26 protein-coding genes are annotated in these 26,787 nt (G+C 54.2%); 10 read left to right on the top strand and 16 right to left on the bottom strand.

All coding sequences use genetic code 11. From position 1 onward, the window contains the following. Complete coding sequence (locus RCF31_RS27205; protein WP_416414795.1) at window positions 1–357, top strand: DUF488 domain-containing protein; 357 nt, start codon at window positions 1–3, stop codon at window positions 355–357. Here the strand turns inward: RCF31_RS27205 and RCF31_RS27200 are convergent. Next, a complete protein-coding gene (locus RCF31_RS27200) occupies window positions 344–1,462 on the bottom strand; it encodes an alkene reductase (protein WP_416414794.1) in 1,119 nt (372 codons plus the stop codon). The genes RCF31_RS27205 and RCF31_RS27200 overlap by 14 nt on opposite strands. A 104-nt stretch (window positions 1,463–1,566) precedes the next feature. Here RCF31_RS27200 and RCF31_RS27195 point away from each other — a divergent pair, with 104 nt between their 5' ends. The 4 genes from RCF31_RS27195 (at window position 1,567) to RCF31_RS27180 (ending at window position 4,783) form a co-directional block, all read left to right on the top strand. Next, the gene (locus RCF31_RS27195) at window positions 1,567–2,478 is read left to right on the top strand and encodes a LysR family transcriptional regulator (RefSeq protein WP_416414793.1); all 912 of its coding nucleotides are present in this window, start codon (window positions 1,567–1,569) and stop codon (window positions 2,476–2,478) included. A gap of 155 nt (window positions 2,479–2,633) precedes the next feature. Next, window positions 2,634–3,539: a transcriptional regulator GcvA gene (gene gcvA, locus RCF31_RS27190; protein ID WP_416414792.1), complete on the top strand. Its 906-nt coding sequence runs from the start codon at window positions 2,634–2,636 to the stop codon at window positions 3,537–3,539. A 123-nt stretch (window positions 3,540–3,662) separates the two neighbouring features. After that, a complete protein-coding gene (locus RCF31_RS27185) occupies window positions 3,663–4,553 on the top strand; it encodes an oxidoreductase (protein ID WP_416414791.1) in 891 nt (296 codons plus the stop codon). Between the two features lie 47 nt (window positions 4,554–4,600). Continuing rightward, on the top strand, window positions 4,601–4,783 hold the full coding sequence (locus tag RCF31_RS27180; protein ID WP_416414790.1) for a hypothetical protein: 183 nt from the start codon (window positions 4,601–4,603) through the stop codon (window positions 4,781–4,783). Between the two features lie 101 nt (window positions 4,784–4,884). Here RCF31_RS27180 and RCF31_RS27175 read toward each other — a convergent pair whose 3' ends face one another. Beyond that, entirely contained in the window at window positions 4,885–5,100 is a 216-nt protein-coding gene (locus RCF31_RS27175; RefSeq protein ID WP_084878987.1) for a YdgH/BhsA/McbA-like domain containing protein, read from the bottom strand. A 137-nt stretch (window positions 5,101–5,237) separates the two neighbouring features. Continuing rightward, complete coding sequence (locus RCF31_RS27170; protein ID WP_013511516.1) at window positions 5,238–5,447, bottom strand: YdgH/BhsA/McbA-like domain containing protein; 210 nt, start codon at window positions 5,445–5,447, stop codon at window positions 5,238–5,240. Window positions 5,448–5,715: 268 nt separating this feature from the next. Here RCF31_RS27170 and RCF31_RS27165 point away from each other — a divergent pair, with 268 nt between their 5' ends. The 3 genes from RCF31_RS27165 to RCF31_RS27155 all read left to right on the top strand — a co-directional run bounded on the left by RCF31_RS27165 (window position 5,716) and on the right by RCF31_RS27155 (window position 7,810). Beyond that, window positions 5,716–6,156 (top strand): hypothetical protein, encoded by a 441-nt coding sequence (locus RCF31_RS27165; RefSeq protein ID WP_416414789.1) that lies wholly within the window; start codon window positions 5,716–5,718, stop codon window positions 6,154–6,156. 5 nt (window positions 6,157–6,161) lie between these two features. Then, window positions 6,162–6,719, top strand: a complete 558-nt coding sequence (locus tag RCF31_RS27160; RefSeq protein WP_416414842.1) for an RNA polymerase sigma factor — start codon at window positions 6,162–6,164, stop codon at window positions 6,717–6,719. A gap of 137 nt (window positions 6,720–6,856) precedes the next feature. Beyond that, window positions 6,857–7,810 (top strand): aliphatic sulfonate ABC transporter substrate-binding protein, encoded by a 954-nt coding sequence (locus tag RCF31_RS27155; protein WP_416414788.1) that lies wholly within the window; start codon window positions 6,857–6,859, stop codon window positions 7,808–7,810. Between the two features lie 2 nt (window positions 7,811–7,812). Here the strand turns inward: RCF31_RS27155 and RCF31_RS27150 are convergent, their stop codons facing one another. From RCF31_RS27150 to RCF31_RS27115, 8 genes are all read right to left on the bottom strand, one after another. Next, the gene (locus RCF31_RS27150; protein WP_416414787.1) at window positions 7,813–9,264 is read right to left on the bottom strand and encodes an N-acyl-D-amino-acid deacylase family protein; all 1,452 of its coding nucleotides are present in this window, start codon (window positions 9,262–9,264) and stop codon (window positions 7,813–7,815) included. After that, the gene (locus RCF31_RS27145; protein WP_416414786.1) at window positions 9,261–10,907 is read right to left on the bottom strand and encodes an ABC transporter ATP-binding protein; all 1,647 of its coding nucleotides are present in this window, start codon (window positions 10,905–10,907) and stop codon (window positions 9,261–9,263) included. Before RCF31_RS27145 ends, RCF31_RS27150 begins: the two co-directional genes overlap by 4 nt. Then, window positions 10,904–11,785: an ABC transporter permease gene (locus tag RCF31_RS27140; protein ID WP_416414785.1), complete on the bottom strand. Its 882-nt coding sequence runs from the start codon at window positions 11,783–11,785 to the stop codon at window positions 10,904–10,906. The genes RCF31_RS27145 and RCF31_RS27140 overlap by 4 nt, the downstream gene beginning before the upstream one ends. A gap of 9 nt (window positions 11,786–11,794) precedes the next feature. Continuing rightward, on the bottom strand, window positions 11,795–12,736 hold the full coding sequence (locus RCF31_RS27135) for an ABC transporter permease (RefSeq protein ID WP_416414784.1): 942 nt from the start codon (window positions 12,734–12,736) through the stop codon (window positions 11,795–11,797). Between the two features lie 33 nt (window positions 12,737–12,769). After that, window positions 12,770–14,365 (bottom strand): ABC transporter substrate-binding protein, encoded by a 1,596-nt coding sequence (locus RCF31_RS27130; protein ID WP_416414783.1) that lies wholly within the window; start codon window positions 14,363–14,365, stop codon window positions 12,770–12,772. Window positions 14,366–14,459: 94 nt separating this feature from the next. Then, window positions 14,460–15,314 carry a D-amino-acid transaminase gene (locus RCF31_RS27125; RefSeq protein WP_416414782.1) on the bottom strand — a complete coding sequence of 285 codons (855 nt, stop codon included), beginning with the start codon at window positions 15,312–15,314 and terminating at the stop codon, window positions 14,460–14,462. 17 nt (window positions 15,315–15,331) lie between these two features. Beyond that, window positions 15,332–16,255 carry an N-carbamoyl-D-amino-acid hydrolase gene (locus RCF31_RS27120; protein WP_416414781.1) on the bottom strand — a complete coding sequence of 308 codons (924 nt, stop codon included), beginning with the start codon at window positions 16,253–16,255 and terminating at the stop codon, window positions 15,332–15,334. Between the two features lie 101 nt (window positions 16,256–16,356). Continuing rightward, window positions 16,357–17,277, bottom strand: a complete 921-nt coding sequence (locus RCF31_RS27115; protein WP_299454226.1) for a LysR family transcriptional regulator — start codon at window positions 17,275–17,277, stop codon at window positions 16,357–16,359. A 221-nt stretch (window positions 17,278–17,498) separates the two neighbouring features. On the opposite strand from RCF31_RS27115, the gene RCF31_RS27110 reads away from it, so the two are divergent. Then, the gene (locus tag RCF31_RS27110; RefSeq protein ID WP_416414779.1) at window positions 17,499–17,849 is read left to right on the top strand and encodes a hypothetical protein; all 351 of its coding nucleotides are present in this window, start codon (window positions 17,499–17,501) and stop codon (window positions 17,847–17,849) included. A 123-nt stretch (window positions 17,850–17,972) separates the two neighbouring features. Here RCF31_RS27110 and RCF31_RS27105 read toward each other — a convergent pair whose 3' ends face one another. The 3 genes from RCF31_RS27105 to RCF31_RS27095 form a co-directional block, all read right to left on the bottom strand. Then, the gene (locus RCF31_RS27105; RefSeq protein WP_416414841.1) at window positions 17,973–19,040 is read right to left on the bottom strand and encodes a porin; all 1,068 of its coding nucleotides are present in this window, start codon (window positions 19,038–19,040) and stop codon (window positions 17,973–17,975) included. Window positions 19,041–19,110: 70 nt separating this feature from the next. Then, window positions 19,111–20,505 (bottom strand): amidohydrolase, encoded by a 1,395-nt coding sequence (locus RCF31_RS27100; protein WP_416414778.1) that lies wholly within the window; start codon window positions 20,503–20,505, stop codon window positions 19,111–19,113. Between the two features lie 13 nt (window positions 20,506–20,518). Then, window positions 20,519–21,772, bottom strand: coding sequence for an MFS transporter (locus RCF31_RS27095; RefSeq protein ID WP_416414777.1), 1,254 nt, complete (start codon window positions 21,770–21,772; stop codon window positions 20,519–20,521). A gap of 105 nt (window positions 21,773–21,877) precedes the next feature. Between RCF31_RS27095 and RCF31_RS27090 the strand changes: the two genes are divergently transcribed. Then, entirely contained in the window at window positions 21,878–23,926 is a 2,049-nt protein-coding gene (locus tag RCF31_RS27090) for a helix-turn-helix domain-containing protein (protein WP_416414775.1), read from the top strand. 44 nt (window positions 23,927–23,970) lie between these two features. Here the strand turns inward: RCF31_RS27090 and RCF31_RS27085 are convergent, their stop codons facing one another. Both RCF31_RS27085 and RCF31_RS27080 read right to left on the bottom strand, forming a co-directional pair. Further along, window positions 23,971–25,305: an aspartate aminotransferase family protein gene (locus RCF31_RS27085; protein WP_416414773.1), complete on the bottom strand. Its 1,335-nt coding sequence runs from the start codon at window positions 25,303–25,305 to the stop codon at window positions 23,971–23,973. Continuing rightward, on the bottom strand, window positions 25,302–26,768 hold the full coding sequence (locus RCF31_RS27080) for an APC family permease (RefSeq protein ID WP_416414771.1): 1,467 nt from the start codon (window positions 26,766–26,768) through the stop codon (window positions 25,302–25,304). The genes RCF31_RS27085 and RCF31_RS27080 overlap by 4 nt, the downstream gene beginning before the upstream one ends. Window positions 26,769–26,787 lie beyond the last annotated feature (19 nt).

Below are 26,787 nucleotides of genomic sequence, written 5' to 3'. Positions count from 1 at the left end.
GTGATCCAATGTAAACGCCTCTATGATCCTGTCAGCGCTGACGATGGCTACCGGGTGCTGGTTGATAGACTCTGGCCGCGCGGCATTAAAAAGACCGATCTTCATTATGACGAGTGGTGTAAAAACCTCGCTCCCTCAACGGAACTGCGCAAAGCCTTCCACGCTGAAACTATGGATTTCACCTCTTTCAGTGCAAGTTACCGACATGAACTGGCCGCACATCAAGAGGAAGGTCGCCAACTGGCTGATCGGGGAAGCAACGGTACTGTCACCCTGTTATATGCCGCGAAAGATACGCAGCACAACCATGCTGAGGTTCTGGCACAGTGGCTGCGTTCGCTGGCTAGTGCTGGCTAGCCGCTGCCACATCATAGCGTGGATAATCGGTGTACCCCGCCTCCGCACCACCAAACAGCGTGGACGGATCGCTCACGGTAGCCAGCGGCAGATCGCTGGCAATGCGTGCTGGCAGGTCCGGGTTGGCAATAAACGGACGACCGAACGCCACCAGATCGACCCATCCGGCATGCAGATACGTTTCGGCTTTCTCAATGGTGTAATTCCCGGCCACGATCAGGCTGCCATTAAAAGCGGCACGTAGCGCTTTACGGAATGCATCCGGGATGGTTGGGGCATCATCCCAGTCGGCTTCTGCCAGATGGATAAAGGCAATGCCTTTTTCGCTGCACCATGCCGCCAGCGCGAGAATGGCATCCACCGCTTCGGGGTCATCCATACCCCGCTGGGTAATAAACGGGGCCAGACGAATCCCGGTACGCTGCACACCAATGGCATCGCTGATCGCCGTCAGCAGTTCCTGAGCAAAGCGGATACGGTTGCTGAGCGGGCCACCATATTGATCGGTACGATGATTTGAGGTGCGGCGCAAAAACTGATCAACCAGATAACCATTGCCGCCATGCACTTCAATACCGTCGAATCCTGCCTTAATCGCATTGATCGCCGCCTGACGATACTCATTGATCACCGTCTGAATGTCCTGTTCCGTCATCTCGCGTGGTAACGGGCAATCCACCATCTGTCCCTGACCGTTTTCGTCAACGATCCACACCTGCGCTTCAAATGGGATAGCTGACGGTGCCAGCGGCCGTCCATCAGGATGGAACGACGGATGCGACATGCGCCCGACATGCCACAGCTGGGAGATAATTTTCCCCCCGGCACGGTGGACCGCCGTGGTGACCAGACTCCAGCCCGCAACCTGCTCCGGCGTGTGCATACCAGGTGTCCATGAATAGCCCTGCGCCTCGGGTGAAATCTGCGTCGCTTCGGTGATGATCAGCCCTGCCGAAGCACGTTGCTGATAATATTCAGCCATCAGCGCGGTGGGAATATTTCCCGGCTGTGCCGAGCGTGCGCGGGTCATGGGGGCCATCACGATGCGGTTTGCCAGCGTCATGCCCCCCAGCTGAGTTGGCTTCAGAAGCATTTTTTCTGCCATTCCTCATTTTCCTCTGTCAGATAAAGTGGCTTGACACTAAACCATTCCGGGTATTTTGATAATGATGATGAAAACTGAATCTCTATTCGGAAAAACAGAACAATATGGGCAAGCTTGAAGACCTGACATTACTGGTGCAAGTGGTTGAAGCCGGTGGGCTGGCCGCAGCAGGACGGCGCATGAACCTGTCGCCCGCCACCATGAGCGCACGTCTGAAAGCGCTGGAAGAACGTTATCAGACGCGCTTCTTTCACCGTTCAACCCGGGCAATTTCTCTGACCAGGGTAGGTGAAGAATTTTATCAATCCGCTCTGCGGGTGCTGGAAGAGATGGAACAGGCCGAAGCGAAACTGGCGCAGCACGAAGGCGTGCTAAGCGGCACGCTACGAATCTCAGCACCCTCAGATTTTGGTCGCCAGTATCTTTCCCCGGCACTGCTCGAATTTTCTCGCCTGCACCCGGAAGTCAGAAGCACGCTGCTGCTGAGCGAAGAGGTTGAGGATTTAATCGCCCAGCGGCTGGATATGAGCATCCGCTTTGGCAATCTTCCTGACAGCAACCTGGTGAAGCGCGAGATCAAACCGAACCATCGGGTGCTGGTCGCGTCACCTGACTATCTTGCCCGCCACGGCACGCCGGGGCATCCGCTTGAACTGCCGCAGCATCGTTGTCTGGTGATGGAACAACGCGGTTCACTGCTGAATATCTGGCGCTTTGCCGTTGAAGATGAAATCAGGACGGTGGAAATCAGCCCTGCGATGATCAGTGATGACGGCGCGCTTATCCGCCAGTGGGTTTTGGGCGGTGCGGGTATCGCCAGCAAGTCGTGGTGGGATGTGAAACGTGACGTGGCAAATGGCGATTTGGTGGTGTTATTTGGCGATCACTTTATCGGCTTCAGCCGTTATGACAGCCGCCAGGTGGGATTGCAATTTGTCTATCCACAGCGCCGGTTTCAGCCACAGCAGGTGGCGGCGTTCAGTGATTTTTTTATCAGCTGGCTGGATAAGAACTGAGCCGGTTGTTCTTATCCTGCGGTTATTATAACAACATAATAATTTAATAAAATAATAACAATGTGCACTCCCTGTCGGTTCCCGGAACATGCCATACTATGACCATTCACTCATAGCTATCGTCCAGGGTTTGCTCACCAGGGAGACACCGTTTTATGAAACATCTGCCGCCAACTGCGACCTTACGCGCCTTTGAAGTCGCCACCCGGCATTCAACCTTCACCTCGGCTGCAGAAGAATTACATATCACGCAAAGCGCCGTCAGCCATCAACTGAAAAATCTCGAAGACATCTGGGGGTTACCGCTTTTTCAGCGTGGAAAAACCTTAAGTCTGACGCCAGCTGGCGCAGCCCTTGCCCCGATAGTGCGTGAATTCTTTATGAATCTGGATGCCACCCTGGCCGATCTCCACGAGCAGAACGGCAGGTTCCGGCTGAGGGTGAACACCACTTACTCCTTCGCCCTGAAATGGCTGTTACCCCGTTTACCTGATCTGACGAGACAACACCCGGAAATCCTGGTAACGCTGGAATCCAGCGATAAAGTGATCAATTTCTCCAGTTCTGATTCGGACGTGGCGATCCGTTTCGGCAACGGCAATTATCCCGCACTGCACTCCGAATTTATGTTTCGGGAGCAAATCTTTCCGGTAGCCAGCCCGGCGTTGCTCAGCCGTTTTGGCACCCCGCAGGAACCCGCCGAATTATTACGTTATCCCCTGCTCACGCGTGACGGTGCTGATCTGGTGCCCAAATGGGAGAGCTGGTTTAAACAGGTTGGCATCAGCATTCCGGCACTGAAGGAAAACGTCCGGCTGGCGGATACCAATATGACGCTTGAAGCCGCACTGCTGGGCCAGGGCATCGCTCTGGCGCGCAGTGGCCATGTGGAAAAAGAGATTGGCGAGGGTAGCCTAATCCGCTTATTCGATACGCCCTTTCCCTCCCCTATCGCCTACTATTTTGTTTGCCCGAAAGGGTTAGAAACGCAGCCGCATGTGGTGAGTTTCCGCAACTGGCTGCTGGCAGAGTCGCGTAAGGCACAGGACCTGTATCTCTGAAGCATGAGTTTTTATTCATACCATAATGAAAAGACTTTGCTTTAATTCTGGCACTGAGCTGCATAGCATCAGCGTATGCCTGATGGTATTACTCACCTTATTCGTCGTATTGAGGAGTTGATGATGTCCGGAAATTCAGGGGTTGCGCTTATCGGCCCAGGGGCGATTGGCACCACTATCGTCGCCGCCCTGCATGAAGTGGGACGTACGCCGGTGGTGTGTGGCCGTACCGCTCACCCACAGCTGGAAGTGCGTTTTGATGGCGGCCAAATCGTGGTGCCGGGACCGGTACTGACCGATCCGGCAGCGATTACCCATCCGTTCAGCGTGGTTTTCGTCGCCGTGAAGACGACGCAGCTGGCAGCCACTACCCCGTGGCTGGCTGCATTATGCAACGAGAACACGGTGGTCTGCGTGTTGCAAAACGGTGTGGAGCAGAAAGCGATGCTGGCGAATGCCGTTGCGGGAGCGACTGTGTTGCCATCGGTGGTGTGGTTTCCGGCACAGCGCGAGCCGGATGCTTCCGTCTGGCTGCGAGCCAAACCACGCCTGACCTTGCCTGATACGCCCGCAGCAAGACGGGTGCGGCAAACGCTGGAGGGCACGCGCTGTGAAGTCGCCCTCTCTGATGATTTCACCTCGGTTGCCTGGCGTAAATTGCTGCAAAACGCAGTCGCCGGTTTAATGGTGCTGTCAGGACGCCGCGCCGGTATGTTCTCCCGTGCCGATATCACCGATGTGGCATTAGCCTATTTACGTGAATGCCTGTCGGTTGCCCGTGCCGAGGGGGCAATCCTGAGTGATGACGTGCCGCAGGAGATTATCGATGGCTTCCATCGTGCCCCGCCGGATTTAGGCACCTCCATTCTCGCCGATCGCCAGGCCGGACGCCCGCTGGAATGGGATATCCGTAATGGCGTGGTGTCACGGCTCGGCCGGACGCATGGCATCGCGACACCGATCAGCGACATTATTGTGCCGCTACTGGCCGCAGGCAGCGACGGACCGGGTTGAGTTTCCGGACGATCAAAGATGTTTTCCAGGGAAAGGAGTCGAATAAGATGAGTAATTACTTTATGACGTGGCTGCGCAGGCAACTGAGATATTTTGCCAGCACCCTGATCCCGGTGCTGCTCATTCTCGGATTCGGGATGCTGGCAGTGACATTCTGGCCGTCTTACGCCTGGGGTACGACGGCGACTTTCGCAATTGTCGTCATTGCCATCACGTTCTGGCTGGTTTAACGACTTTCTACTTTGCCTTACCCGCTCACAGGACGGGCCACGCATACGAAAAAGGCCGCCTTGCGGCGACCTTTTCCGGCACTTCCCTGTACGACCATCCGTTATTTGTACAGTTCTGCGGTCATGTGAACACGGTTATTGGTGTTCGCTTCGGTAATTTTGTACTGCGCGCCCTGCTGTGCTGCCTGAGCGGCGATTTTCGCTTCCGCACCGTCCAGAGTTGAAGAGGTTACGGAGATGCTCTGGGCAAAGCTGCCAAATGACATCAGTGAAAGAGCAGCGACAGCGGCGATGGACATTGCTTTGATAGTTTTCATGGTCTTAATCCTTAATTTGTCTGTTTAGAAGGCTGTGCGCCTTCGATGGAAGTAATAATAACTATAGTTATTGTTTCTAGATTGATAATTAGTGCGATCATTGTGATCTGGCTAATCATTACTCCCGCGTTAACCGTTTATTTAGTCAGTTCAGCTGACAGGTAAGCACCGTTATCCACACGTGCACCGGTGATTTTGTAAGAGGCACCGGCCTGTTTCGCCTGAGCAGCGATTTTGGCTTCTGCGCCATCCAGGGTTGAAGCGGAAGCGGTGATGCTCTGCGCGAAGCTGCCGAAAGAAACCAGTGACAGGGCCGCAACTACAACGAAAGTTTTGATAGATTTCATGGTCAATTCCTCAGAGATAATTTTTAGTGGGTGGGGTGTCGTGCCCCGATGTGAGAGAGAATAGACCTGTAACCTGGAGAGTAAAAGCTGAGGGATTTGCTGAAAAAATTCAAAAAATTTGATTAAGATTTGCGCCAGTAAATTGCGCTACAAAGATCATCAGAAAGTCAGTGCACCACAATTTTTCTTTTTTTTAGCAATATTTCTTTCGCTCATTCGTCTACCTCAACACAGGCAGTAATCCGCTAATGTGATGAGAGGAAAGACGATGAGAGATTTTGATATGCGTGGACGTCGGTTTGGTGGTCGCGGCATGGGTGGACACAGAATGGCTAAACCGTTGTTGCTGGGTGTCGCGCTGTTGGTGGTACTTGGCTTGCTGGTGATGTCGTTGTGGAATGCGTTACTTCCCGCCATCATCGGGGTGAAAAGTATTGGCTTCTGGCAGGCGCTGGGGTTGTTAGTCCTGTGCCGCATCCTGTTTGGTGGCCTGGGTTTCCATGCAGGCATGTTTGGCATGGTGCGCGAACGTCGCCGCATGCACGAACGCTGGATGCAAATGACCCCCGAACAACGTGAAGAGTTTATGCGCCAACGCCGTGAAGGTTTTGGACGCCGTGATGCTCGCGGTCACTGTGGCTGGCGTGGACGCTGGGAGGATAATGCGGATACCCAAAACACGCCGCCTAAAACGCCGGAAGCTGAGTGACAGCCATGAAATCCGCAACGGCGAAGGAATCCCTGCTAATGTCAGCGATCGGTGCCTGCCGATCGCGGCTGAAGTCCTTTATCAGCCGTCGCATCCCGGTACGTGACGATGCCGAGGATATCCTGCAGGAAGTTACCTGGCGGCTGATGACGGTGGATCAGCCGGTGGAGAATGCCGTCGCCTGGCTGTTTCGCGCCGCCCGCAATGAAATGACCGACCGGTCGCGCAAAAAAAGCGAGCTGCCTCTGTCTGCCTATTTTGCCGATGATGAGGCGGGTGAAACGGCGGAGGATGAGCTGGCGGAGACGCTTTTCGGTGTGCCACACACGCCCGAGGATGAATACCTGAAAGCGATGATATGGGCAGAGTTAGGCGAAGCCCTTGCGGAGCTGCCACCCGCGCAGCGAGAAGTGTTCGATAAAACCGAGTTGCAGGGATACAGCTATAAAGAGCTGGCAGAAGAAACCGGGGTGAGCGTGCAGACATTATTATCTCGTAAGCATAAAGCCGTGCTTTATCTGCGCACCCGGCTGCGTGATCTATATGATGAACTTACGGGTTAGCTTATTTTGTAGAGGCGTGATAAATCGCGCCGTTACAGGATATCTCAAATCCGGCAAACCTTATGCAAAGACGGCAGTTGGTGTGTAGCGGCCCGGCTTTTACCATCGCATGACAATAAACGCCAAAAGGAAAGGTCATGCCCACTTTACGACCGCTGCTGGTCAGCGCGTTGCTGCTCACAGCACTCATCTCCGCTTCCACCCAGGCGGCTGAAACGTTGCGAATTGGTTACCAGAAATCCTCAACGTTACTGACGCTGATTAAGCAGCGCGGCGACCTGGACAAATCCCTTGCTGCCGAAGGCATTAATGTCAGCTGGCACGAGTTTTCCAGCGGCCTGCCATTGCTCGAAGCGCTCAATCTGAACAACGTCGATCTTTCCGCCGATGTCGCCGACACGGTGCCGGTATTTGCCCAGGCGGCAGGCGCGGACCTGACTTACTACGCACGCGAAACCCCTTCCCCCAACGCACAGGCGATCCTGGTCCCGGCGAACTCAGCGATTAAAACGTTGCAGGACCTGAAAGGGAAAAGGATCGCCGTCACCAAAGCAGCGGGCAGCCATTATCTGTTGATTGCGGCGCTAAAACAGGCGGGACTGGGATTTAATGACGTCAAGGCCGCCTGGCTGACACCGGCGGACGGTCGTGCGGCGCTGGAGAATGGCAGCGTTGATGCCTGGGTCACCTGGGAACCCTACGTCACCAGTGCGAAGGTGGAACAGCACGCGCGCGTGCTGACCAGCGGTGACGGCCTGGCGAGCTACCAGCGCTACTATCTGGTGTCCACCCCTTATGCCAAAGCGCATGCTCAGGTGCTGAATACCGTGTATCAGGCGCTGCAACAGGAATCCGCCTGGCTGAAAGCCAATCCCGCCGAGGCGGCGAAAATCCTGTCGCCGTTGTGGGGCAATCTGCCCGTCTCCACCGTGGAACAGGCAAATGCCCAGCGCAGCTATCAGATCGAACCGGTGCACATCAGTAACCTGGCAGAACAACAGAAAATTGCCGATGCGTTCTACGATGCGAAGCTGTTACCCAAACGCATCAATGCAAGTGATGTTGGGACCTGGCAGCCTGCCACCCATTAACGTTATAAAATGGCCGGAATGCCGGGTTCACGTTTTAACAAGCGTCCATTCCGGCCCTGCACTTTTCCGTCCTCATAACTCACCACCCCGTTGACCACCACCAGATCTATGCCCGGTGCCTGGCGGCAGGGATCGCGATAGGTGGCAACGTCTTCAATGCGGGTCATATCCACCAGGGTTAAATCGGCGAATGCCCCCTCACGGACCCTGCCACGATCGCGCAGGCGAAAGCGTGTGGCAGACAGGCCGGTCATCTTACGCACCGCTTCTGCCAGGTCGAACAATTTGAGATCACGGCAGTAATAGGCCAGCACGCGCGGAAAAGTGCCCCACAGACGTGGGTGAGGATTGGGATCGGAAGGTAAGCCATCGGAGCCTACCATCGACAACGGATGGGCCAGCACCTGACGCACATCGTCCTCGCTCATCATATGGTAGATCGCCCCGGCCGGACGCAGGCGCTCGGTGGCCTGCCACTGATCAACACCCCAGAGTTCAGCGATCTCCTGCAAGGTCTTTTTTGCCATCTCCGGATGAGGTTCCGACCAGGTGATATAAATTTCCATCTTGCCATCAACACGCCAGGCATCGAGCGTGGTGGAGCTGCAATTGTAAGGGTAGCAATCACAGTTACAGGATTGTTCGCTGGCGGCTTTTTCCAGCGCCGCCAGTGCCAGCGGTGCCCGTCCCCAGTTACCGGCTCCGGCACATTTCAGATGCGAGATAACCAGCTCTGCCCCGGCCTGCCGCGCTGTGGTAAATGATTCCTCCAGCGAGTCCAGCAAACCATCGTGTTCATTACGCATATGAGTGGTGTAAATTGCTCCCGAGGCACCAACGATATCCACCAGCGGCTGCATTTCCGACATCGGTGCCTGGCGGGCATTGGTATAGGCCAGGCCGGAACTCAGACCGATGGCCCCCGCATCAAGCGCGTCCTGCAACGTCCCGCACATCTGTTCGAGTTCGCTGCGGGTGGCCGGACGATCAAATTGCGTCATCACGTTGGCTCGCAGCGCGGTATGACCAATCAACGCCGCCACGTTCACACTCGGACCGGCATCTTCCACCGCCGCGACATAATGCTGAAAAGTGGGATAGACAAAGGCGTCTTTTTTCCCTAACAGGTTCATCGGGTCGGGCGGCGCATCCGGTAAAACCACTGGCGACGCGCTGATGCCACAGTTCCCGACAATCACCGTGGTCACCCCCTGGGAAATCTTGGCAAGCATCTCCGGCTGATGAATCACATTGGTATCATCGTGGGTGTGGACGTCAATAAACCCCGGCATCAGACAGCGCCCATTGCCTTCAATCACGCGCTGCGCCGCCTCTCCTCTGAGATCACCGATAGCGACAATCCGTTCGCCCGCAACGGCCACATCCGCCATATAGGGTTCAGCACCGCTGCCATCCACCACCATGACGGCACGAAACAGCAAATCAAAAGTCATGCTCCGATCCTCCGGCCTGCGGCAAAATCCCAGCCTTTACCAGGCACCGCCCCCATCAGTTGTTGGGTATAAGGATGTTGTGGCGCACCCAGCACATCAGCTGCTGCACCGTATTCGATCACCTTGCCGTGCTGCATCACCAGCACGTCATCACACAGCTGAGCGGCGACACGTAAATCATGGGTAATAAATAAAATCGCCACCCCGAGACGACGCTGGATGTCATCAAGCAGTTGCAACACCTGCGCCTGCACTGAAACATCGAGCGCTGATACCGCTTCATCCGCCACAATCACATCCGGCTCCATCGCCAGCGCACGGGCGATAGCGATACGCTGCCGCTGCCCACCGGAAAACTGATGGGGAAAACGCTCGATAGCGTCAGCAGGCAACCCGACCAGTTCCAGCAGTTCCTGTCCACGCGCCCACGCCTCGGCGAAAGAGACGCCGTGATTCATCGGCCCTTCCACCAGACTTTTTCCGATACTGATGCGCGGATTGAGCGAACGGTTCGGATCCTGAAAAATCATCTGAATGCGTTTACGATGGGGTTTGAGACCCGCGGGAGACAGCTCGGAAATATCGTTGCCGGTGATGCGAATCGCCCCTTCATCCGGCGTCAGCAAGCGCATTACGCAGCGTGCCATGGTGGATTTACCGGACCCGCTTTCGCCGACAATACCCAGCGTGCGCCCTCTCTTGAGGCTGAAGGTGACATCATCCAATGCGCGTGTTCCTGCGCGCCGTTTGCCAAACCAGCTCAGCAGCCCCCCTTTCGCCCGATAGATTTTGCCCAGCTCCACCACATCCAGCACCACCTGCGGACTGATGGCTTTGCGTACCGGTCGTGGCGCCAGGCCAGGTACCGCCGCCAGCAACGCTTTGGTGTAATCCTCGCGGGGTTGCGACAGCACCTGTTCTACTCCACCGGATTCAACGATATTGCCTTGGCGCATCACGCAGACGCGGTCCGCAATATCCACCACCACGCCCATATCGTGAGTGATAAACAACACCGCTGTACCGTGCTTTTGCTGCAATTCACGGATCAGTTTGAGGATTTGCTGCTGCGTGGTGACATCCAGCGCGGTGGTCGGCTCATCGGCGATCAGTAACCGGGGCTCCAGCACCAGCGCCATCGCGATCATAATGCGCTGACGCTGGCCGCCGCTCAGCTGGTGCGGATACGCACCATAGATACGGGTGATATCCGGCAGATGCACCTGCGATAAGGCATCCATTACGCGAGCATGGCGTTCCGCCGCGCCGAGCCCGGTATGCGTCTGCAATACTTCGTCGATCTGGCGTCCCACCGTCAGCACCGGATTGAGTGCCGTCATCGGCTCCTGAAAAATCATCGCCATATGGCTGCCACGCAATGCTTTCTGGCGGCTACTGCTCACCTGCAACACATCTTCGCCATCGAGCAGGATGCGGCCATCGGTGACCTTCAGCGCGCCTTTTGGCAGCAAACCGAGAGTCGCCAGTGAGGTGACCGATTTACCCGAACCGCTTTCCCCCACCAGACACAGCGTCTCTCCGGCGTGGATACGGAAAGAGATATCCTGCAGGATCGGCACACCTTGTGCGGTACTTACTGACAGGCGATCGACATGCAGCACCTCATAATGTTGTTTCGTCATTTATCGCCCCTTTTTTTCAGTCGCGGGTCGAGGGCATCGCTCACCACATCGCCCAGCAGGTTAATCGACAGAATGCACAGCGAAAGCAGCAGCCCCGGCCATAGCACCAGCGAGGGTTTCAGCTGGAAATAAAGGCGTCCCTCGGAAATGATGTTGCCCCAGGTGGGAATTTCCGTGCCGATACCCGCGCCGAGGAAGGACAGAATCGCTTCCGTGAGAATCGCCGATGCGCAGATATAAGTACTTTGCACAATCAGCGGAGCCAGGGTATTCGGCATCAGATGCCGGGTGAGCACCCGGAAGGTGGAGGTACCCGTCAGGATCGCCGCTTCTACATAGGGTTCTTCACGCGCCGATAACACCCTGGAACGCACCAGGCGCACCACCTGCGGGATCTCCGGCACCATAATCGCCACCATCACCGTCCAGATGCCCGCGCTGCTCAGTGAAACGATGGCAATGGCCAGCAGGATGCCGGGGATCGCCATCAGGCCATCCATCACCCGCATGACTATCGCGTCGAGGCTGCGAAAATACCCGGCCAGCAACCCGAGCGGCAGGCCAATCAACACGCTCATTAGCGTGACGCCCAGCCCGACCATTAACGAAATGCGTGCGCCATACACCACGCGTGCAAACAGGTCACGACCATAGGCATCGGTCCCCAACCAAAACTCCGCGCTGGGTGATTTGAGACGAAACGCGGGTGACAGCGCCTCGGGATCATGGCTGGCAATCCACGGGGCAAAGATCGCCATGCCGACAATCAGCGTTAACGTGACCAGCGCCATCACCGACAACAACGGGATACGCGGCAGCGTTAACCAACGACGTCGGGGCGCTGGCAGCACCGCTGAAACAGGTTTAATCATGCTCATGCCTTACCCTCAGTAACGAATACGCGGATCGCTCAGCGCATACGACAGGTCAATCAACAGATTGATGATGACGTAGACTCCACTGGTCAGCAGGATCATGCCCTGAATCACCGGGTAATCGCGCGCCAGCACCGCATCAACAATCAACCGGCCCAGACCGGGGATGTTAAACACGCTTTCGGTGACCACCACGCCGGAGATCATCAGCGCAAAACCGGTGCCGATCACCGTCAGGATCGGGATCATCGAATTACGCAGCGCGTGACGAAACAGCACATGGATTTCCGCTAACCCTTTAGCGCGGGCGGTACGGATATAGTCTTCACCCAGCACCTCCAGCACGCTGGCGCGAGTCATGCGTGCCACCAGCGCGATATACACCGATGACAACGTCAGAGCCGGTAAAATGATGCGCTCGGCAAACGGCCACACCCCTTTGGTGATGCTGGTAAATCCCTGCACCGGCAACCATCTCAGTTCAATGGCGAACAGGGTTGCCAGCAGATAACCAATCACAAACACCGGAATCGAGAAGCCCAGCACCGATGCCGACATCACCAGGTTGTCGATCCAGCTGCCGTGTTTCCACGCCGCCAGCACGCCAAGCGGCACGGATATCAGGATGGTGAGAATAATCGCCACCAGCGCCAGACTCAGTGTCGGCTCCAGTCGCTGACCAATCATGGTCAGTACCGGGGTATGTGCCATCAGTGACGTGCTGAAGTCGCCATGCAACAGCTGTCCTATCCAGACGAAAAATTGCTGATATAGCGGCTGGTCCAGACCCAGATTGGCGCGAATCGCCGCCAGCTGCTGAGGTGTCGCCATATCACAAGCAATAATTGCCGCCGGATCGCCCGGCGACAGGCGCAACAACAGAAAAACAAACAGCGCGACCACCAGCATCACCGGGATTGCCGCCAGTACGCGGCGAATAAAATAACCAGCCACAGGAGCCTCCGAAGGTTGTGTTTAAGTCAGCAATTAATCGTCTTTCTCGACGTTCCAGAACACGGTGGAAGGTCCGGTCATTAAGTGGCTGATATGGTTGCTCCACGCAGCGACATCATAAAATTGCCCCAGCGGGATGTAGCTGACTTCATCCATCGCATGCTTCTGGATCTCGACCGCAATTTCTTTCTGTTTGGCCGGATCGGTGGCGGTGGCAAAATCCACTTTGAGCTGGTTCATCTGCGGATCGGTCGGCCAGCCGAACCAGGCACCGTTACGTCCGCCACCGTCCAGCATTGGGTTCACCACCGGGTTCCAGATGGTTTCGGCATTCCAGTAGGTAAAGAACATATTCCAGCCACCCTGGGCCGGTGGATTCGGGTTGGCGCGACGCGACACCAGCGTCTGCCAGTCCATCGGCTGTAAATCGACCTTAAAGCCCACCTTACGCAACGCCTGGGCAGCCACCACCGGTTGTGAGGCCTGGCTTGGCACATCGGTTGGCTGCATGATTACCACGGGTGTGCCGTCGTAACCGGCTTTCTTCAGCAGCGCTTTCGCTTCCTCGATATTGCCGCCGTTCAGCAGCGATGCGCCGCCCGCCTGGCTTTCCAGTGCTGTACCGCAACCGAACACCGAGGCACAAAGTTTGTAGTACTGCGGATTGCCCACCAGCGCATCGAGCACATCTTTCTGGTTCATGGCCAGCAATGCCGCGCGGCGGATATCAGGATTGTTAAACGGTGGATAGAGGAAGTTCATACGCCCACCGGTCATGGAACCGAGTTTGCTCAGGGTGCCGTACTTGAGATTCGGATCGGCCTGCACCATCGGCAGCAGGTCGATTGGCAGCTGTTCAATAAAATCGATATCACCGGAGGTTAAAGCATTAATCGCCGTCATCCGGTCAGGCATGTTGATCCATTCGACCCGGTCCACCTTCACCACTTTGCCACCCGCCGTGCCGCTGGCCGGCTCTTTGCGTGGCACGTAGCCTTTGAATTTTTCATAAACCACGCGGTTACCCGGATCAAATTCGCTGGCAACAAACTTAAACGGCCCGGAACCGGTGTAATCGGTGATCATCTTGCCATCCGGGGTGTTCGCGACCCTCTCCGGCATCATAAATGCCGCGACTGACGAGGGCTTCGCCAGCAGTTGCAGTACATAGCCGAAGGGTTTCGCCAGCTTGAGGGTGATGGTTTTATCATCGGTGGCGGTGAGGCTAGCGACATACTTCATCATCAATTGCCCGCCGACATCGTAACGAGCCCAGCGTTTCAGCGAGGCAACGCAATCGGTGGCGGTCACCGGTTTGCCGTCATGCCATAACAGGCCGTCACGCAGGGTGAAGGTGTAAGTCAGGCCATCGGGTGAAATTTTCCAGTCCGCCATTTGTGGCTGCGGCGTCTGTTTATCGTCCATGCCGATCAGGGTGTCGTAAATCATGTAGCCATGGTTACGGGTGATTTGCGCCGTGGTGGCGATCGGATCCAATACCCGTAAGGAAGATGACATCACAACATGCAGGGTTTTCTCTGCCGCCATCACCGATGGCGCGGCAATGGCGGCGCTCAGGCCAACCGATAACAGACAAGCAATCAAAGTACGGGACGGAAATAGTTTCACTCTTAACACTCCAGTAAAAGGCAAACCCTGGTGTCGGGAAATGCGGTGTGTGCAATGTAAGGGGACAACGCAGGACGTAAACGTCCTGCTGCCGTCAGAGTGCTGCGGCTAAGGCATGCTCGATATAAAGCTGGCGTAAACGCTGAGTCAGGGGACCCGGCTGACCCGCGCCAACCGGCTGACCATCGACGTTGACGACCGGGTAAACAAAGGAGGTGGATGAAGTAATGAAAGATTCTGCGGCCTCCCTGACTTCATCGATAGTGAAGCCGCGCTCTTCCAGACGCAGGCCATGTTCGTTAATCAGGGCAATCAGCGCACTGCGGGTGATACCCGGCAACAACAGCTGAGAAAGCTCACGGGTGACGACGGCACCGGCGTGGGTGATGATAAAGGCATTGTTGGAGGTGCCTTCGGTAATCAGGCCATCCTTTACCAGCCAGGCATCGTCAGCGCCACGCAGCCGCGCCTGCTCTTTCGCCAGGCAGGCGTACAACAGTTGCGTGGTCTTGATATCGCAACGCCCCCAGCGCAAATCCGGCAGGCTGATAATGTTCATCCCGCGTTTCGCCAGTGGGCTACCAAGGATATCTTTGGCCTGGGTATAGAGCACCAGTGTCGGTGGCGTACCTGCTGCGGGAAACGAGAAGTTACGGTCTTCGACGCCACGGCTTACCTGCAGGTAAATCAGACCTTCGTGCAAATCGTTGCGGGTGACCAGTTCCCGATGGATCGCCAGCAACTGATCGTTATCAACCGGTAACGACAGCGCCAGCTCGCCCAGCGAACGGCGCAGGCGCTTGAGGTGCTGTTCGAAATCCACCAACCTGCCCTGCAATACCGCAGTCACCTCATAGATGGCATCGGCGAAGGTGAACCCCCGATCAAAGACCGAGATTTTCGCTTCATTTTCCGCAATAAACTCACCATTCAGATAGACGGTGCGCATGACTCAATTTCTCCGGGTTAGGGGCGTTCCACGCCGGTCTGGCGTGTGATGATGCCGTAATGTTCGATGCGGCGATGACGGGCAAAATCAAAGATGGTGGTTTTGCCGAACTGGCACAGATCCATGTCGCAGCGGTGGGAGATCAACTCATCACCTTGCCCGCTGGCGCGCGCCATGACAAAGCCGTTTGGATCCACGATGACGCTGCCGCCCATCAACGGGAAGCCATCCTCCACGCCAGCCTTCGCCACGCCAACCACCCATGTTGCATTCTGGTAAGCACCTGCCTGCATACAGAGTTCGGAGTGGAACAGCCGTTTGGTTTCGCCTTCGTCGCGCTCCAGGGAATTCACGGAAGGGGTGTTGTAGCCCAGCGTGACCAGTTCCACCCCCTGCAACCCCATGACGCGATAGGTTTCCGGCCAGCGGCGATCGTTGCAGATACACATGCCCATGATCGCGCCCTGGTTTTCCCAGGTCGGGAAGCCCAGATCGCCCGGCTCGAAATAACGTTTTTCCAGATGCTGGAAATCACGATGTGGATCGTACTCAACATGCCCCGGCAGGTGCACCTTGCGGTATTTGCCGACAATATTGCCCTGCCGATCGGTCATGATGGAGGTGTTAAAGTGACGCCCTTCCGGGGTCAGTTCGGCGTAGCCAAAGGTGATGGCAATACCATGCTCGCGGGAGAAATCAAACAGCGGACGCGTCACATCATTCGGCATTTCGCGTTCAAACCAGCTATCGACTTCATGCTGGTCTTCCATATACCAGCGTGGGAAAAACGTCGTCAGCGCCAGCTCAGGAAACACCACCAGCTCGCACCCCTGCTGCCGCGCCTGCTCCAGTAATGCCAGCATGCGCTGGACCACACTTTCTCTTGAGTCGCTTTTTTGGATTGCTCCCAACTGAGCTCCGCCAATTACAATTTCACGCACGCACTTTTCCTCAACAAGACCGACACAGTGTCGTAGGGCCATTGTGTGAGGTTCAGAGCGCTCTGTCGTATACCAAAATGTGGGCCTTACTTAACCTAAAGTTAATCCATGTTGAACAGATGGAAGCCGCTGCTATCCAGCACCTTGCGCAAATGGTCGATAAACACCTGCGCGAACTGCGCCAGCGGTTCGTGGCGCAGATGCACCAGGCTGATGGTCAGGCGTTCTTCACCGAGAATCGGCAGCACCGCCATGTGTTCAGCACCGGAGGCACGGAACGAGATTTCATCAACCACCGAGAAGCCGGTGCCGTTTTTAACCAGCGCACAGGCGTGATGTGGGGAATCGACATCAATACTCGGACGATATGGCAGACCAACGCGTTCGAAGGCCTTCATCATAAAACTGTAGAACGGGGTATCCGTGGAGTAACCAATAAAAGGCGTCTCCGCCAGCGCCGCAGGCAACTCTTTGGCCGGTAATCGGGTGAGTGGATGATTGGCCGGGCACACCACCATCACGCGGATATAACTCAGGGGCACGGCACACAGGTTGGGATGATCGATAGGAAACAAGGAGATACCGAGGTCCGCATGCTGATCAAGTAGCCGATCCCGCAGCAACCGGTGTCGCAAACATTCGAGGCTGACAAGGATGTTTTCGTTGCACTGCCTGAAAGCACCAATAGCATCTGGCACCAGTTGATGCCCCAGACTGGGGCTGCTGGCAATGCGCAGCACACCCTGACGCTGCTGTACCAGGTTGTGCAACGTGGTATTGACGCGCTGGATATCGCGATACACCGATTCGACATCATTGAATAGGCTGCGTGCTTCTGGCGAAGGATATAACCTTCCCTTAACCCGTTCGAACAACCGGAAGCCAATGCGAGCTTCCGTGTGCGACAGCATCCGACTGACGGCGGGTTGAGACACAAACAACAGTTGCGCGGCACCGTTAATCGAACCGGTAATCATAATCGCCCGAAAGACTTCAATCTGACGTAGATTAAGCGACTGCATTCGGTTTTCCTCTGAGGAATGAATAGCGTGTGCTGAGCTGTTAAACGCTTAACACCAGGTTATAGGTTGTTAGCAATTAGCATGCCAGGAGGGGTTCCGCTACGGGGAAGTGCGCTGACAGCGGGGGGAGCGTTCGGTAATAATATGATTCGCAAGTTTTTACCGGAGCCCTCGATGCCCATGCCAACAAAGCGCTGGGTAGTCTCGCCTTTAAGCTGTTTATGCCGATGGTCCTGTTTACCGGGATGGTCAACGCGCCGCTGCATGATGGCCTGATCGGTCTGGCGATGGTGGCGAGTATGTACGGTGATGCGGGATTGGTATTGCTGTTCACGGTACTCGCGGTCCACAGCCTGCTGCTGTTTGGCTTTCAAAGCCTGTATAGCACCCTCGCCGGAAGCGAGCCGTTTAAACCCGGCGTGCTGATGGACGCCAATCCTTCCGGCGTTAATGTTCTCGGGTTTTCACGCTCGCAGCAGGATAGCCAGATAAACAGTTCCGCGATTTGCCTGACCACCCTGCTGTCGATGGGCACGCTGCCGGTGTGGATCTGGGTGAATGCGTTGCTTTGAAATCCTGCGGGCAGCGTTGGGAGAAGGCACTTATCGGTAGCGGCGCGATTTATCGCGCAGGTTTTGGGCAGCAGAAACCCTGTAAAAAGACGCACGATACATCGTGCCGCTACGCAATATGCCTTAGAACTGGTAAGTCATCCCGACGCCAAAGCTATCATCGGTGGATATCCCGAACGGGGTATTCTTATCAAGCTGGTTGATTTTATAGTCGGTGTAGACAAGAAAGTTTTTATTTAAAAAGTACGCGACGTTAACATCCAGATATTTGGCCAGATAGACATCGCCGTAACCTTCAATCTCTTTCCCCTGAGACTGGAACCAGCCAATGCCGGGGACGATACCGTTTTCGAAAACATAGCGTGAATAGACTTCGAAGTTCTGGGTTTTGTTGGCAAAACCATAGCCACTAATAGGCGTGATATTCTGGCCCTCAGAATATTTAATCGCAGCATAAAACTGGCCTGGATTATATTTGAATCCCAGCGCCCACATTTCGGCCCGATCACCCTCGCCATATGCTAAGGCTTCCTGCGCCGCTGTACGATGCGAGTTGCCATAAGCTGCCAGCACGGTGCCACCCCAGTCGAAACTATAACTGACTGACGCGCCTGCACCCTCACCATTCGAGGTATAGACGGTGCGGCCGCTGTTATTACTACCTGCCCCATTTTTCCCCTGATACTGCAAGGCAAAGCTGACCTTATCAGACAAGCCAAACAAATTTGTATTGCGGTAAGTCAGCACCCCGGTGGCGCGGCCGGTCATAAAGCCATCGGTGTAACTGTCCGTCAGATGGTCAAAAATCGGGGCATAGTCCGTAATGCTGGCAACATCATATAACACACCGTTATTTCTGCCGTAATCGATGCTACCCCACTGGCCATATTTCAGCCCGGCAAATCCGTAACGGGTTTTATTGCCCTCATCACCTTCCGCTTCGGAATGGTTGGCCTGAATATTATATTCCCACTGACCATAACCGGTGAGCTTATCATTAATTTTTGTTTGCCCTTTAAAACCCAGACGCACATAACTGTTATCACCATCAACGCTGGTATTATCACTGAAATAATGCCTGGCTCGCACGCTGCCATAAAGATCCAGTTCGTTGCCGTCTTTATTATAAATTTCTGCTCCCTGAGAGATTGCAGGCAGAACAACAGCCACCGCAAGCAGTGTATATTTCATCATCTTCATTATTAATGCCTCATCATTTTTATTTTAAAAAGGGGTGGCGAGATGCCACCCAATTGCACTATTAACGGTTTAATGGACGGGGTTGCGCATCCTGCGGCAGCAATGAATGGTATGTCTCACCTTCCAGTTGCAAGATATGTTCTTCTTTGGCCTGGTTAATAATCGCCGGATTGGTTAATACACGCACGGCTGAGGCTGCCATCACGCTGCCCGCCAGCAGCATGCCCTTGTGTGCGTAAGAGGTTTTGCCCTGTGTCACCATTTGCCAGGAATGCGGTGGCGTACCCCATGCGCAGGTCGCAATATAGACCTGCCCAACCGGCAACAGCCAGCTAACATCCCCAACGTCGGTGGAGCCATTGAGGAAATCAGGGTCGCGGCGTAAAGGGGTAATATCCTCGGATAACACCCGTCCTCTTTTCGCAACCTTGCGTTTTTCCTCATCAGAAAAGGTTGCCTGGATCGATGCAGCAAAGGCTTTTTCTTCCTCGCTGAAGGCTACCGGCCCAATTTTGTTCAGTTCTTCATCCATGATACTTGCCAGCGTCACGTTGGGAATGAGATCCGCAGAAGCCGCATCAAATTCAATCGTCACCTGGGTACCTGACATCAGCGCTGCACCCCGGGCGATATCATGCACTCGCTCGGTAATATCGCGTACTTCATGCATTTTGGGGGAGCGTACTTTGTAGAGAACATGCGCCTCAGATTGCACCACATTCGGCGCGTTACCACCGGCATTGGTAATGGCGTAATGCAGTCGCGCTTCGGGAATAATATGTTCGCGCAGGAAGTTCGCACCGACATTCATCAGCTCGACGCCATCCAATGCGCTGCGTCCCAAATGCGGGCTAAAGGCCGCATGGGTGCTCTTCCCTTTAAACAGATATTTCACCTGATTGGTCGCCAGCATACGTGCGTTATACGCCAGGTTTTCATCCCAGGGGTGCCACGTGAAGGCAATATCGACGCCCTCAAACAGGCCAGCGCGTGCCATAAATGCTTTACCGCCCCCGCCTTCTTCCGCCGGGCAGCCAAAGAATTTAATCGTCCCGGATAGCCCGGTTTGTTCCATACAGGCTTTGGTGGCAAGGGCTGCCGCTAAGGCTCCCGCACCTAACAAATTATGCCCACAACCATGCCCGTTACCGGACGGCACCACCGGCAAAAAATAGCTGCATTCTGCCTGCTGGCTGAGGGAAGGCAATGCATCAAACTCGCCCAGGAAGGCAATAACCGGCTGGCCGGTCCCGAAAGTCGCCACAAAAGCGGTTTCAATGCCGCCAGCCTGGCGCTTCACTTCAAAACCCGCATCCTCAAGGGTCTGCGCAATCAGCGCGGCCGACTGCGACTCTTCATAACGGACTTCTGCAAATTCCCACACCTGGTCGCTGACCGAAAGAATCTTTTCACGTTGTTGGTTCAGCGTGTCCTGAATAATGGCTGAATAATTCATAGGGCCTCTCTTATTAATGCGATGGATTTGAACGGGTTTCACTCTGTACCGTGCTGTTCGAATGGGTCATTGAAAGCGCAATCAGGCAGGTGACCACGGCGCAGGCGATAATCATCAGAAAGGCCGTGGAATAATTCTGGTTGGTCAGCTTCAACAGATACCCGATCACCAGAGGGGACAGGAACGAACCGATCTGCGCCACAGAGTTAATCAGGCCGGTCGCAGTCCCGACGGATGCTTTCGGGTATTGCTTGATGATGGTGACGAAGACGCTGATGCTGATCGCGTTAAGGAAAATGTTGGAAAGGGATAACCAGGCAAAGGCGATCGGCACTGAAGAGGCATTAAACATCAGCCAGATAAACAGCGCAGACACCGAGGAGCCGATCGCAATCAGAAACTTTTCCCGCCCCTGGAAAAAACGATCCAACAACCAGCCGCAAACCAGAAACGAGATAAAACCCAGTGTGGGTGGCAGCATCGACCATGCCCCCATTGAGACCATGCTCATGCCCTTCACTTTAATCCAGTAGGACGGCAGCCATGATTGCAGCCCCCAGAACACGATATTGGTGAAGAAATAACAGGCGGCGATTTGCCATGTCAGCGGGCGGGTAACGATTTCCAGCAAGCGTCTTTTTTCCGAGGTCTTATCCCGCGCCGGGCTGGCAGCCGGGGAAGCTGTCTGGTGATCCGCTGACGAACGCAGCACCAGCCAGAGCACCAGTGCCAGACCCATGCCGAGAATCCCCAGCACGAAAAACATCATCCGCCAGTTGAAGAAGGCAATCAGCGTGGTGACGACCACGGACCCCACGGCAAAGCCAACCGATGCACCGGATTGCAGGAAAGACTTGGCTCTTGCCATTTTGCTTTTATCAAATTGCTGGGCAATGACGACAGAACTGCCCGAAGGGAAAACCGCTTCCCCCATCCCGACAAAGAAACGCGACACGACCAAACCGAGGATCCCGGTCGCCATTCCGGTACAGGCGGTGGCGACGGACCAGAGACCTACCGCACCGGTGAGAATGGTTTTGCTACCCAGCCGATCGACAAGATAGCCACCAATCAGTTGCGTGATTGAGTAGGCGAGGAAAAAGCCACTGATAATCATGCCCGTTTCATCAGAGGCCAGTCCGAATTCACCGCTAATCGGAATGATGGCAATGTTTATCGCGGTTTTATCAATGAAGCCCACAACCCAACACAAAAACAATATGAAGATAATGACTTTATTTTTATTCTTTGTAATGAAGCCAGACATAGATGACCCTCAAGTGGATAGCGATACCATTTCTTCGCCCTTGCTACCCTTGCAAAAAAAGTGAAAAATAACTATGTTCGAACACACACAAGAAAGGTTTATTTTATGTATGAAGATACACATAGCGTTGCCGTGCCGGATCATGCATCGGCAATAACCTCAATTGTGCAGCGCTATTATCCGCAGGCGCAGGTTAATGTCAGACATTCGGCACGGCGTTATGATGATGCGTTGAAAGATGCTGACGAAAATATTGATGAGCGTAACGAATCATATATTCTTAGCCATCAAATCCTGCCCCGAGAGATCATCATAGAAGCGGTCTGTCTGTATATTGATTCACTAAAGATAAACATTAAAAACATTGATAACGAGTCTGAGAATGGCTATGTGCATGCATTAATCAATGACATCAAAGTTTACTTTCTCTCTGGTGTGATTAAATATCAGAATTTTATGTTCAGAAAAGTCAGCGATAATACCTGGCATCTGGCCTCGGGTTTATCGCATGAAGTCATTTTACAGCATGTGATTGAGGGCGCCCTTAAAACCATTCCGCACAGTGATGCGGCGATCTTTCGTATCTATGATCAAGAAAAGAACCTGTTGATTCCGGTTGCGATGCTGGGGTTTGAGAACAATTATTATGAATACGCCGTTACACCACAACAATCCATTTCCGGCAAAGCTTTTGAAAGCCGATCATCGATTTTAGTTAATTCCAGAGAAGAAATATTAAATAGTTTTACGGAGCACTCAACGGTTCGTGAAACCATCATGAAAAACAACCCGATCGCCAATGCCCTGTTATGTGTCCCGGTGTTAGATCAACAAACCTGTTATGGCACATTGACGATATTATCCCTGAAACGGCATTCGGTATTTAACTCGCTGGCAGTTTCTTTACTGGAAACCTTCGCCTCCCAGGTGGCATTAGCCTGGCGCAATGCCCGTTTGTACGATGAAAAAGCCGCCAGTCTGCGTGAAGTGGAAACGCTCAAATCACAACTCGAAAAACAAAACAGGCTGTTGAAGGTGAGCGTGGACCTCCATGCGGACATGATAAATTTATCGACAAAGTTCAATAGATTAGATGAGTTCATCGAACAACTTTCCGCTCGGGTGAACTCAGCCATGAGCTATATCGATATTCTTGGTCACCGTTATTTCAACGCCAGAAGCCAGCACTATAGCTGGGATACGCTATCTCACCTCCATAAAGCGCATGACAACACCAGTAACGTGATAACCGAGGGTGAATGTCTTATTTATCCGCTGATTAATGATGACTTCCTGGTGGGTTTTATCATTATCAATGGCTACGACATTGATGAATTGAATTCTGTGATCGCAGCCCGCATTCGTGACTTCGTCGTAATGGAGATCATGAAGCGAACCAGTGCCGTTATTATCGCTCACAAAAAGATCGCGTTTATTTTTCAGGAGATCATCCGCTATGGATTATCTGCCAGACATGAACGCAGCCTGCTGGATAACGGTTTTCATTTTAAAAACTGGATAATGTGCATAAGATTATCGCCATTTAACACCGAGTTGAATGACCTGACCTTTATCACGATCAAAAACCATCTGGTCGGCAAGACAGGGCTTAATCATTCAGCCTTCTATGTTGAAAATGATGAGGTGGTGATATTCCATTCAGAAAATATAAATGGAAAACTGAGTATGCTGGAGCAGAAAATAGGTGAGGACCACTATCTTCAGCACAATTTTCAGGTGGGCTTAAGCTCCATCACAACCAAAGAAAATATCGTGATAAGTCATCAGCAGGCAGGAACCGCTCTGGATGTACTCAAAACCCGTCAGCGGCCCGGCATTCTGAATTTCAGCAACACCGGCATTGAAAGATTATTCACCAAACATAACAGTGAAGAACTCAAAACATTTGTTAACGATGTCCTTTCTCCGGTATTGAACACCGGCGATAAAGGGGCTGTTTTAATCGCAACTTTGCAGTCTTATCTGAAAAATAGCCAGTCAACCGTGCTGACAGCGAAGGAGCTGAATATCCATATTAATACGCTCTACCAACGGCTGCGGAAATTTGAAACGCTCACCAATCTGAGCCTTGCCAATCCAGATGATTTTCTTATGATAAGCCTGTCATGTCATATGAACCGGATTTATTCCTGATGCGAACAGATGGCCAGGTTAATGGCCATCTGCCATCACATTACTCACCAGCCGGCATAAGCCTTGATTTCGGCATCCGTCACCTGAGGAGCTTTGCGAATTGCCAGTGCCAGCTTCTCAATGGCGTAATCAATTTCCTCAGTGGTAATAATCAGCGGTGGCGTAATCTCCAGCACATTGCCGCCAACGTAATAAACCACCAGCCCTTCTTTCCAGGCCTGATACACCACTTTCTGCGCCAGGATGCGGTCCGGCCTTTGGCTGCCATCGGCCGCAACCAACTCCACACCAATCGCCAGACCATGACCACGCACATCGCCGATAACCGGGAGGTCCTTCGCCAGGTCACGCAGCATCTGCATAAAATACTGCCCGGACTGGGCTGCGCGCTGCGGCAATTCCTCCGTTTCCAGCACATTCAGCACCGCACGCCCAACGGCAGTACAGATGGGATTGCCCGCTGTGGTTAACAAAGCATGGGCGGCTGGTCCGCCGAGGATTTCTTTGGGACCAACCGTGGCTGAGAGCGGCAAACCGCCACCCAGCACCTTCCCGAAGGTCACAATTTCCGGTGCAATGTTCTCATGCTGGAAGGCATGCAACAGCCCGGGACGGCCCAGCCCCATTTTGACCTCATCGCAAATCAGCGGTACGCCAGCGTTAATACATAACTGGTGTAATCCGGCGAGAAAACCGGCCGGGGGCACAACCATGCCGCCATCGGATAAGATCGGTTCGACAATCACACAAGCGACATCCCCCTGCTCCAACTGGGCCTGCACTTCGAGCAGACTGGCCTCAACGCTGGCTTTAACCGGGTCTTTGCCTGCGCTATGCGGACGGAAGGGATTGGGATAAGTCGCGAGGTAAAGATCGGGATCGGCGGCGCTGCCTGCCGAAATATGTACTCCTGATACCTTCATCGCCAGCCCAATGCCGCCATGATAACCATGAGCAAAGGCCACCACCTTGCGTTTGCCCGATGCCAGGCGACAGGCGCGCAGCGCGACATCGTTGGCATCACTCCCGGCGTGACCGAGGTAGACACAGCGATCCCCTTTGCCCGGGGTGATCGCCAGTAAATCTTCGGCCAGCCCGACGGAATCAGGATGCACCGCTGACAGCCCTCCAGCTCCGGCTGGGGTCTGCGCCGCTTTCATCATCGCTTCGGTGATTTTCCGATGTCCGTGCCCCAGGCCACAGGCAGTCCAGGTCGCCGACAGATCGAGCAGTTTCCGTCCCCCCACTTCGGTTAACCAGCATCCTTCACCTGATGAAACGGTCAGCGGGAAAAAACGTAACTTCTCAATGCCAGCAATCGATTGCGCATCGCGCTGATAAAGCGCTTCAGCTTCCGGCGGAAAAATAGCCTGACTCATACTGATTCCTTCTGTGCGATAGCAGTGGCGATGGGTTCAGCCGGAGCGGAAAACTCTTCCGACAGCGACAAGCCAATATTTCGCACCAGACGCGGCGCGGAGATAATGATGATCAGTCCGGCAATGCACCAGTAGAACGCCACCAGCGCCGGGCTAAATAAATCTTCCTGGCCTACCACGTTGTAATAGAGGGAGACGACCATGATGACGATGCCCAGTACCGGCAATAACAGCTCCCATTTAGGGATGTTCTGACCCATGCGGGTGATGAAGTTGATGACACCTAACTCAATCATCAGATAGGTAATCATCAGACACACTGAGCCAATCACTGCAAAGTAGAAGTAAGCATCAATCGCGCTGTTGCCCGTGCCCATTGAAGGTTTGCCGGTCAGCCATGCAGCAACGTCCACCAGCAGACTCACCACTAACACTAACGTCAGCGCATTACGCGGTTGATGAGTTTTGCTTGATACCTCGGCAAAACAGCTGTGACCAAAGCCGTCACGGGCCAGGGCGAACAACAAACGGCTGGAAGTTGCGGCGGCGGAGAGATTAGCGGCAAAGGCGGACATCATGGCAGTGAACAACATGCACAGCGAAAATACCGTTCCGACATAGGTCTGCGACAGCGTACCCAGTGAGTTGGCGGAATTTTTAAAGGCATTCAGTCCGGCCTCACTGGTGCCGAAGCCCAGGGTTTGCACATACATCATGCCGACAAACAAAATCCCGGTCAGCACGATGGAACCCAGCAACGCCAACGGGATGTTACGTTGTGGGTTTTCTGTCTCCTCACCCAGCGTGGCGCAGGCTTCAAAACCCGCCCAGGAGAGGAACGCCGCGACCACCGCCGCCATCACCGCCTGGAAACTCACACCATTCAGGCTAAACAGCGATGCATGTTGCTCCGTGGTCACTGGCTGATGGATGATGATGACCGCAGCCAGCACCAGCATCAGGACGATCCCTACCCCTTCAATCACCATCAGCACGCGCGCCACGGTCTGTCCATCACGCGAGTTCAGAATCCAGCTAAAAATCACCCCCACCGCCGCAGTGACAATCCACGGGATCTCAATGTGCGAGGCGGGAAATAGCGCCTGCAGGAAAGCATTGGTGAATGCCCCTAAGGCCGCCAGGGTGGCAATCGAGAAGAACAGATAGGTTCCCATGATGGCAAAACCGGAAAAGAATCCCGCACGCGGCCCGATGGTTTTGCCCACCAGACCATAGGCGCTGCCGGCATGGTTATAAAAGCGCGTCAGGCGGATAAAACCGTACGCAATGAGCGCAATCCCCACCAGACCCAGCACGAATACGATAGGCAGTGCTTTCCCAACTGAATCAATTAATCCCTGCGCATTGCCGGACATGGCTAAGGTCGGTCCCACCATGCCCAGCGAAAGGGCCAGCGCTTCCCAAAGCTTTAAATTTCGCTTTTTATTTGGTGCATTATTCATCTCTCTCACCCTCATACAA

The sequence above is a fragment of the Pantoea sp. App145 genome (genome assembly GCF_047947045.1).
In the GTDB taxonomy this organism is placed as follows: Bacteria; Pseudomonadota; Gammaproteobacteria; order Enterobacterales; family Enterobacteriaceae; genus Pantoea.
This window is presented reverse-complemented; position numbering and strand designations above follow the sequence as displayed.